Genomic DNA, 10,269 nt, shown 5'->3' on the forward strand with positions numbered 1-10,269 from the left:
AGTGAACATTTCCATTATTAATAAATTAAATAAAGAAGACAAACAACAATGACTGCTTTTTTAACACTTATAATAGTACTTTTTATAGCTGTTGCTATTTGGCAAATGGTTAAAATATTTGACCTATCACAAGTAGGATCAGATAATGATCAAGTAGCTACAGATAAAGACAATACGCTTAATGGGTATTTAATGATGGGGTTTTTGGCCTTCATATATATCATTACAATTCTTAGTTTTTGGTATTTAGGGGATTTACCTTTAATGTCTAATTCTGCTTCAGAGCATGGTCCTGGTCTAGATAATTTGATGATTATTTCGATGGCTCTTATTTTTGTGGTGCAAACTTTTACTCAATTTTTACTGCACTACTTTGCTTATAAATACAAAGGAGAGAAAGGTAAAAAGGCTTTATTCTATGCTGATAATAATACATTAGAAGCTATATGGACGTTTATTCCTGTAGTCGTTTTAGCTGGGCTAATAATCTACGGATTATTCACTTGGTCTAGTATTATGAATGTTGATGAAAGTGAAGATCCTATAGTCATAGAGCTATATGCACAACAGTTTAACTGGAAAGCACGTTATGCAGGTGAAGATAATACTCTAGGAATGGCTAATGTACGTTTAATTGATATTGATCGTGCAAATATATTAGGTGTTGATGAAGCTGACCCTAATGCTCAAGATGACGTTATCACAACTGAACTTCATTTACCAGTCGGACAACCAGTTCTATTTAAAATGCGTTCACAAGATGTATTACACTCGGCTTATATGCCTCACTTTAGAGCACAAATGAATTGTGTTCCTGGAATGATTACACAATTTGGGTTTACTCCAACAGTAACGACTGCTGACATGCGTCAAAACCCAGATATTATTGATAAAGTAGCAAATATTAATGCTATTAGATTAGAAAACAAAGAGGCTATAGAGGCTAAAGGTCAAGAATTAACTTATGAGTTTGATTACCTATTATTATGTAACAAGATATGTGGTAAATCTCACTATAACATGCAAATGAAGATTATTGTTGAAACCCAAGAGGAATACGAAGCTTGGTTAAGTGAACAAAAAACCTTCAAGAATTCTTTAATTAAATAAAAAGATTTTAAAAAAAGATAATAGATTATGTCAGCACACGCAGATACTCACGCACACGACGATCACGGACATCATCATAAAGAGACTTTTGTAACTAAATATATATTTAGTCAAGATCATAAAATGATTGCAAAACAGTACCTAGTAACAGGTACTATTATGGGAGTCATAGGTGTTTTGATGTCAATTATGTTTCGTATGCAAATTGCATGTCCAGAAGAACCAAATGTGCTTTTTGAAGCATTACTTGGTAAATGGGCTCCTGATGGAGTTATGGATGCAGATATTTATTTAGCATTAGTAACAATACATGGTACAATCATGGTATTCTTTGTTCTTACTGCCGGATTAAGTGGTACGTTTAGTAACCTATTAATTCCACTTCAAATTGGAGCAAGAGATATGGCTTCTGGATTCCTTAATATGGTTTCTTATTGGTTATTCTTTTTGTCAAGTGTGATTATGGTGATCTCTCTATTTGTTGAAGCAGGACCTGCAGCAGCTGGTTGGACAATCTACCCTCCACTTAGTGCTTTGCCTTTAGCACAATCTGGTTCAGGTATGGGAATGACTCTATGGTTAGTATCTATGGCAATATTTATTGCATCATCACTACTAGGATCATTAAATTATATTGTTACTGTAATTAATCTAAGAACAAAAGGAATGTCTATGACAAGACTTCCATTAACTATTTGGGCATTTTTTGTAACAGCTGTTATTGGTGTTATTTCTTTCCCAGTATTATTATCAGCAGCACTTTTATTAATCATGGATAGAAGTTTTGGAACATCATTCTTCTTATCAGACATATTTATACAAGGCGAAGTATTACACTATCAAGGTGGTTCACCTGTATTATTTGAACACTTATTCTGGTTCCTAGGTCACCCTGAAGTTTATATTGTAATATTACCAGCAATGGGATTAGTTTCAGAAATAATGGCATCTAATTCACGAAAACCAATTTTTGGGTATCGTGCCATGATTATGTCAATTTTGGCTATCGCATTTTTATCTACGATAGTTTGGGGACACCACATGTTTATTTCTGGTATGAATCCTTTCCTTGGTTCAGTATTTACATTTACAACATTGTTAATTGCAATTCCTTCAGCTGTAAAAGCTTTCAACTGGATTACCACTATTTGGAAGGGTAATGTCCAGATGAATCCAGCCATGTTATTTTCTATTGGTTTTGTATCAACATTTATTACTGGAGGTTTAACAGGGATTATATTAGGAGACAGTGCTCTAGATATTAATGTACACGATACTTATTTTGTGGTGGCACACTTCCATTTAGTAATGGGTATCTCAGCACTATATGGAATGTTTGCTGGAATCTACCACTGGTTCCCAAAAATGTTTGGTCGCATGCTAAACAAAAACCTTGGATATTTACATTTCTGGGTTACTGCGGTTTGTGCTTATGGTGTATTCTTTCCAATGCACTTTATAGGTATGGCAGGTTTACCAAGACGTTATTATACAAATTCGAACTTCCCATTATTTGACGATACTGCTAATGCAAATGTTGTAATTACAATATTCGCAATTGTAGGTGGTGTTTTTCAATTGGTATACTTATGGAACTTCTTCTATTCAATTTTCTACGGAAAGAAAGCAGTTCAGAATCCATGGAGATCGACTACTTTAGAGTGGACTGCACCTGTTAAGCATATCCACGGAAACTGGGAAGGAGAAATTCCTCATGTTTATCGTTGGGCTTATGATTATAGTAAACCAGGACATGATGATGATTTTGTTCCTCAAAATGTTCCTATGAAAGATGGTGAAGAAGAACTTCAACATTAATTTCTGAATATAAAATATTGGAAAGCCTTTCGTTAATTTCGAAAGGCTTTTTCTTTATATTTGAAGAATAGATTCTTTATTTCTAAATGGAATCATTATTATTTAAGTTATAAAACCTTACCTTGAGTACAATCGAAAGGTCTTTACTATGAACGAACATCTAGATCCTACAAATGATAATTTTTCGCCTGAAGAACTTGATGTTGAAAAAAAGTTGAGACCATTATCATTTGATGATTTTACTGGTCAGGATCAAGTATTAGAAAATCTACAGATTTTTGTTCAAGCAGCAAATGGAAGATCAGAGGCCTTAGATCACACTCTGTTTCATGGTCCTCCAGGACTAGGTAAAACAACATTAGCACATATTTTAGCAAGTGAACTTAATGTAGGCATTAAAGTAACCTCTGGTCCAGTATTAGATAAGCCAGGAGACTTAGCAGGATTATTGACTAATCTTGATGAGCGTGATGTATTGTTTATTGATGAAATCCATAGACTTAGTCCAATAGTTGAAGAGTATTTGTATTCTGCTATGGAAGACTATAAAATTGATATTATGATTGAATCTGGTCCGAATGCCAGAACCGTTCAAATCAATTTAAATCCATTTACTCTTGTTGGTGCCACTACACGTTCAGGATTATTAACTTCACCAATGCGAGCCCGTTTTGGTATTCAAAGTAGACTACAGTATTATAATACTAAGTTATTGACGACAATAGTACAACGAAGCGCCTCTATACTAGATGTTCCAATTTCAATGGAAGCAGCTGTTGAAATTGCCGGTCGAAGTCGAGGTACACCTAGAATTGCAAATGCTTTACTTCGTCGTGTAAGAGATTTTGCTCAAATAAAAGGAAATGGCAGTATTGATATAAAAATTGCAAAATTTGCCTTAGAAGCACTTAATGTAGATGCACATGGGTTGGATGAAATGGATAATAAAATTTTAGAAACTATTATAGAAAAATTCAAAGGTGGTCCTGTCGGGATTACTACTATTGCAACAGCAGTGAGTGAAAGTCCAGAAACTATTGAAGAAGTGTATGAGCCATTTTTGATTCAACAAGGATTTATTATGCGAACACCTCGTGGACGAGAAGTTACTGAACAAGCTTATAAACACTTAGGAAAAATTAAGGGGCCATCACAAGGAGGTTTATTTTAGATGCGTACGGAAAAACAAATACCTACTGTTCCTTTAAATCGATTTATTAAACATTCGCTTGAAATACTAAAAAACCCTTTGCCTTTTCATCGTAAAAACTTTAATGAAAAGGGAGATGTATTCCGTTTAAAAATTGGGTTTAAAAATGAAGTCTTTTTTATAAGAGACTCTAAATTCGCACAATATGTACTTCAAAAAAATCAACGAAATTACGTCAAATCTAAAATACAAACTGAAGATTTAGTAAAGTATGTTGGTGAAGGTTTACTCACCTCAGAAGGAGAAAAATGGAAAAAGCAACGTAAAATGTTGCAACCAGCATTTCATAAAAAACAACTTGAAAATTTACTAAATGGAATGCAGGATACTATTATTTCAGAGTATGCTTGTATTGAATCTAATAAAACCATTGATTTATTTCCTGTCCTTAATGATTTAGCATTCCAAACAGTAGTAAAATCATTGTTTACTAAAGCAGCAAGCGGAAAAGATATGGAAAGGCTTCAGTTTATAACAGAAGCTAATCAGAGAATGTTAGTTAAAGAACTACGTCAACCGTATCTAGCTTGGTGGTTTAATATAAGTGGTACCCTCAAGAAACATTTAGAACTTTCGAAAGAAGCCAGAACGATTTTAAAAGGGATTGTAGAGGAAAGAAAAGTTTCTGGCAAACGATACGACGATTTGTTAGACATGCTCTTAGAAACGCGTTATGATGATGGTAAAGGCATGACTGAAGAGCAACTCATAGATGAAATTTTAATCATTTTCACTGCAGGTCATGAAACAACATCTAATGCACTTACTTTTACGTTTCAATTATTAGCGATGCATCCAGAATGGCAAGATAAAATTTGTAAAGAGCATTCAAAAATAAAAGAACAAACAGATGATTTAATGACGCTAGTAATGTCATCTAAAGTTTGTCAACAAGTGATTGAAGAATCAATGCGATTGTATCCACCTGCTTATTTTATAGATCGGGTTAACATTGCTGAAGATCATTTTGATGGAATGACATTTGAACCAGGTTCTAATTTATTATTCTCTGTATACGAAATGCATCGACATCCAGATTTATGGCAACAACCAGAATCTTTTTTGCCAGAGCGATTTAGTGAGGGTGGTCGACAGTTCTCATCGCAATACTTTCCGTTTGGAGCTGGTCCAAGAAAATGTATCGGAAATAATTTCGCCATGTTTGAAATGATTATTGCTATAAGTGAATTGATTTCGAAATACAAAATTCTTCCAGGATTTGAAACTATTGAAATTACTCCATTAATTACGCTTAAGCCTAAAAATGCTTTTTTAAAGTTTGAAGAAAGACCTTAATACTGTCTATTGTATTGGCCTTTAAAACATTACACTTAATCTATTTCAGACGTCTATAACCTAATAATAATGTTTTTTGTCTAGTTTATTTATCTGAAGTTGTATTTTGGTTTACTTTTCTGTTACCTATTAAACAAATCAAAATGAAAAACTTACACCACTCAGCCATTCTAGCTATGGCTTTTATGATACTTTTCTCGTCTTGTGCATCAGATGATGATGATTACAGGTCGATTCCAGCCCAAAATATTTTAGAAAGTAGAATTGCAGAACTTTATGGTTCTAATGCAGCTTTAATACAACCCTTAGCTACAGACTATAGTTTGATTCCTAACGATGAAAATAACCCAATTACTCAAGCTAAAGTAATCTTAGGAAAATTGCTTTTTCATGAAACAGGACTTGCTATGAACCCAAATGTGGACGATGGAATGCATACTTATTCTTGCGCAAGTTGTCATCATGCTAAAGCTGGTTTCCAAAGTGGAATATTGCAAGGTATAGGTGAAGGAGGAATGGGCTTTGGTATAACAGGTGAAGGTCGATTTAAAAACTCATTATATCTTGAAGAAGATTTAGATGTTCAACCTATTAGAACACCAACGGCACTTAATGTTGCTTACCAAGATGTTATGCTCTGGAACGGACAATTTGGTGCAACTGGAACTAATGAAGGAACAGAGGCAAATTGGACTGTAGGAACGCCTAAAGAAGTTAATAATTTAGGTTTTGAAGGTGTAGAGACACAAGCAATTGCGGGTCTTGAAGTACATCGTCTTTTAATTGATGAAGATTTTATTTTGAATTCAGATTATAAAGATTTGTTTGATGAAGCATTTTCAAATGTAGATGTTTCAGAACGATATTCTAAATTAAATGCTGGACTAGCAATTGCAGCATACGAAAGAACTTTACTGCCAAACCAAGCTCCTTTTCAGCAATGGCTAAACGGAAACACAAATGCTATGAACGAAGAAGAAACTTTTGGTGCTATTCTCTTTTTTGGAGTTGCTAATTGTTATTCTTGTCATTCAGGTCCTGCATTAAATGGAATGGATTTTTATGCTTTAGGAATGAATGATTTAGCTGGCGAAAATATTATGACAACTATAGATGATGCTACTAAGCGTGGACGTGGTGGATTTACTGGAAATGCTGAGGATGATTATAAATTCAAGACACCTCAACTATATAATTTGAAAGACGTAACATTTTTTGGACATGGAGGAAGTTTTCAAACTATCAAAGATGTGATTTCTTATAAGAATAATGCAATTGCCGAAAATCAAAATGTGCCAGTAAGTCAAATACCTGAAATGTTTACACCTTTAAATTTAGATGATGCCCAAGTTGATGCTATTACAGCTTTTATAGAAAACGCACTTTATGATAGTAATTTGCAGCGTTATGTGCCTAGTGAACTACCATCAGGGAATTGTTTTCCAAATGCAGATACAGTATCATCACAAGATATGGGATGTGATTAATAAATAGATTGCAATTCAACACTAAAATATTCTTGAGATGTTTTAAATTTGAAGGTGAGCAAATCAAAACAATCTCAACTTATAAAAGATGAAGCCAAACGTTTAGGCTTTATATCTTGTGGTATAAGTAAAGCTCAGTTTTTAGAAGAAGAAGCGCCTAGGCTTGAACAATGGTTGAAAAATAATGCACATGGTGAAATGCGTTATATGGAAAATCATTTTGATAAACGTTTAGATCCTACCAAACTCGTTGAAGATTCTAAAAGTGTCGTGTCTCTTCTTTTAAATTATTACCCTTCAGAAATTCAGAATGACGAAAGCTATAAATTGTCTAAGTATGCTTACGGAACAGATTATCATTTTGTAATTAAAGAAAAATTAAAGCAGTTGCTATATTTTATTCAAGAGGAGATTGGTGATGTTCATGGTCGTGCATTTGTAGATTCTGCTCCTGTATTAGATAAAGCTTGGGCTGCAAAATCTGGTTTGGGTTGGATTGGAAAACACAGTAACTTATTGACGCAACAAGTGGGTTCGTTTTACTTTATTGCAGAACTTATAATCGATTTAGAATTAGACTATGATCATGCAGTTACTAATCATTGTGGCACTTGTACAGCTTGTATTGATGCCTGTCCTACAGAAGCAATTACTGAACCATATGTCGTCGATGGAAGTAAGTGTATTTCATATTTTACAATCGAATTAAAAGATAATATTTCTTCAGAGTTTAAAGGTCAATTTGATGATTGGATGTTTGGTTGTGATGTATGTCAAGATGTTTGTCCGTGGAATCGATTTTCCAAAGCACATAATGAACCTTTGTTTGATCCTCATCCAGATTTATTATCCATGACTAAAAAGGATTGGGAAGAGATTACCAAAGACACTTTTAATAAAGTGTTTAAAAAATCTGCAGTGAAGCGGACGAAGTTTGATGGCTTGCAACGAAATATTAAGTTTTTAAAATCTTAACTTTAGTAGAATCTCTTTTTACTAATGAAGTTTCTAGTTCTATTATTTTTGGATTTACCTCCTTTCCTTTTTTTATTGCTCTAAGTTCTTTATGCAATTGTTTAAAAGCCATTTTACCCATTTGATAGCCAGGTTGATCAATGGTTGATAATGAAGGTGTTATTGCTGAGGACATAAACCAGTTGCTAAATCCAACAATTGCAATGTCTTTTGGAATCCTAACACCTCTTTTATTAAATTCCGTTATTGCTCCAATAGCAACCATATCTGTATTAATAAAAATGCCATCCACTTTATTATTGTCATCTAATAATTTTGAAGCATTTTTCTTGCCTTCTTCAAAACTCATATCGTCACACTCGCATATATAGACTAAGCTAGGATCGTATTCAATTTTGTTATCTAATAAAGCTTTTTTGTAACCAAGGAATCTATCAATAGAATTTTGAGGTAGTAGTGGACCACGAAAATGAGCAATACGTTTACAGCCAATGTCTATTAGATGTTGCGTAGCTATATAAGCCGCTTTTCTATCATCTATAATAACTTTAGAACAGTTTACAATTTTGGCAATCTTATCAAACATTACTATTGGTTTACCTTGATCTATAACTTCGGTTAAATGTTTGAAGTCAGAAGTTCCATTAGCTAATGAAATTAATATACCATCAACGTGCTTACTTAAAAGTAAATCAATTTGCTTTTTTTCTAGTTCATAGGATTCATTGGATTGTAGTATAATAACTAGGTATCCTTTTTTTTCCGCTTGTGCTATAATTCCTTTAATTACTGTTGAAAAGAAATGATGAACAACTTCTGGAATTATTAAACCTATAGTTTTTGATTCTTTTGTTCTAAGATTAACAGCAAATGAATTTGGTCTATAATTCAATTGAGCAGCTGTTTCACGAACGAGTTTTCTTGTTTTTTTACTTACATCTGGATAATCTTTTAGAGCTTTAGAAACTGTAGTTATTGAAATATCTAACGTTTCTGCTATTTGTTTTAAAGTAACTGGTTTCAAAATGTTTTATTTTTAGACTAAAATACAAAAAAAACTAAATCGAAAACGTTTTCGGTAAATCGAAAACGTTTTCGATTTATGAATATCTCGAAATAATAAATAATAAATATAGATTCGTTAATAATTAACCAAAATAATTATCAAATTATTAAAATTAACTTAAAATGATTACAACTAAAAAATGTTACAGTTTATTACTTTTACTAATGGTTTCTGTATCTACCGTTTTAGCACAGTCGAATATTTCAGGAAATATTGCTGATAGTGCTGGTATCCCTCTGGCAGGAGTTAATGTTATTATTGAAGGAACGACTCAAGGAGCTGTTTCTGACTTTGATGGTAATTATACCATTACAAGTGTTGAAAATGGAACTTACACTTTAAATGCAACGTATTTGGGTTTCTCTAAGTTCACTCAAAGTGTTACAATTAACAATGAAGACATTACTATTAACATTTTAATGACTGAAGATTCTGAATCTTTAGATCAAATTATTGTAACTGGTGTTACCAATCCGAAATCTAGAATAGAGTCTAGTGTGTCAGTAACAACAATCCGACCGGATGTGATACAACAATCTGCACCGAGAACTACTGCAGAAATTTTTAGAACAATACCAGGTATTCGCTCAGAATCCTCTGGTGGTGAAGGAAATTCTAACATAGCTGTTCGTGGTGTACCGGTATCCTCCGGTGGATCAAAATATGTTCAGTTACAAGAAGATGGATTACCAGTTTTACTATTTGGTGATATGTCATTTGCTACAGCAGATATATTTACAAGATTTGATTCTAATATTTCGAGAATTGAAGCTATTAGAGGTGGATCTGCTTCTACATTATCCTCTAATTCCCCAGGTGCAATTATTAACTTAATTAGCAAAACTGGAAAAACAGAAGGTGGTTCAATATCGACAGCTTTTGGATTAGACTATGGAAATTTCAGAACAGATTTTGAATATGGTGCTCCAATTGCTGAAGGACTTTATTTCCACATGGGTGGTTTTTATAGAGTTGGTGAAGGTATTCGTGATGCAGGTTATACAGCGAACAATGGTGGTCAATTCAAATTTAATATCACAAAAGAATTTGAAAAAGGTTATGTAAGAGTTTATGCTAAATATTTAAACGATAGAGCTATTGCTTATTTACCGAATCCAATAAAAGTAACAGGTACCAATGATGATCCGGACTTTGAAAATGTTCCGAATTTTGATGCCAATAACGAAACGTTACATACACCGTATTTATCTCAAAACGTTGGTCTTGGCGAAAGTGGTGAATTAAGAAGGTCTAATGTTAGTGATGGTATGAACCCTATTTCTACATCAGTTGGTATGGAGGCTTCT

At 33.3% G+C, this 10,269-nt stretch carries 8 protein-coding genes; 7 read left to right on the forward strand and 1 reads right to left on the reverse strand.

Annotated elements, in window-relative coordinates; translation table 11 throughout:
- Positions 1-48: 48 nt before the first annotated feature.
- The 6 genes from AB8B90_RS01160 to queG all read left to right on the forward strand — a co-directional run bounded on the left by AB8B90_RS01160 (position 49) and on the right by queG (position 7,896).
- Positions 49-1,110 carry a cytochrome c oxidase subunit II gene (locus tag AB8B90_RS01160; RefSeq protein WP_405332837.1) on the forward strand — a complete coding sequence of 354 codons (1,062 nt, stop codon included), beginning with the start codon at positions 49-51 and terminating at the stop codon, positions 1,108-1,110.
- A gap of 27 nt (positions 1,111-1,137) precedes the next feature.
- Positions 1,138-2,928: a cbb3-type cytochrome c oxidase subunit I gene (locus AB8B90_RS01165; protein ID WP_405332839.1), complete on the forward strand. Its 1,791-nt coding sequence runs from the start codon at positions 1,138-1,140 to the stop codon at positions 2,926-2,928.
- Positions 2,929-3,076: 148 nt separating this feature from the next.
- On the forward strand, positions 3,077-4,099 hold the full coding sequence (ruvB, locus tag AB8B90_RS01170) for a Holliday junction branch migration DNA helicase RuvB (protein ID WP_405332841.1): 1,023 nt from the start codon (positions 3,077-3,079) through the stop codon (positions 4,097-4,099).
- Positions 4,100-5,434 carry a cytochrome P450 gene (locus AB8B90_RS01175; RefSeq protein WP_405332843.1) on the forward strand — a complete coding sequence of 445 codons (1,335 nt, stop codon included), beginning with the start codon at positions 4,100-4,102 and terminating at the stop codon, positions 5,432-5,434.
- A gap of 143 nt (positions 5,435-5,577) precedes the next feature.
- Positions 5,578-6,921: a cytochrome-c peroxidase gene (locus tag AB8B90_RS01180; protein ID WP_405332845.1), complete on the forward strand. Its 1,344-nt coding sequence runs from the start codon at positions 5,578-5,580 to the stop codon at positions 6,919-6,921.
- 54 nt (positions 6,922-6,975) lie between these two features.
- The gene (gene queG / locus AB8B90_RS01185; protein ID WP_405332847.1) at positions 6,976-7,896 is read left to right on the forward strand and encodes a tRNA epoxyqueuosine(34) reductase QueG; all 921 of its coding nucleotides are present in this window, start codon (positions 6,976-6,978) and stop codon (positions 7,894-7,896) included.
- Here the strand turns inward: queG and AB8B90_RS01190 are convergent.
- Positions 7,877-8,920, reverse strand: a complete 1,044-nt coding sequence (locus AB8B90_RS01190; RefSeq protein WP_405332849.1) for a LacI family DNA-binding transcriptional regulator — start codon at positions 8,918-8,920, stop codon at positions 7,877-7,879. The genes queG and AB8B90_RS01190 overlap by 20 nt on opposite strands.
- A 164-nt stretch (positions 8,921-9,084) precedes the next feature.
- Here AB8B90_RS01190 and AB8B90_RS01195 point away from each other — a divergent pair.
- On the forward strand, positions 9,085-10,269 hold a 1,185-nt coding region (locus AB8B90_RS01195; RefSeq protein WP_405332851.1), incomplete at its 3' end, for a TonB-dependent receptor.

The sequence above is a fragment of the Psychroserpens sp. genome (genome assembly GCF_045105015.1).
Taxonomy (GTDB): Bacteria; Bacteroidota; Bacteroidia; order Flavobacteriales; family Flavobacteriaceae; genus Psychroserpens.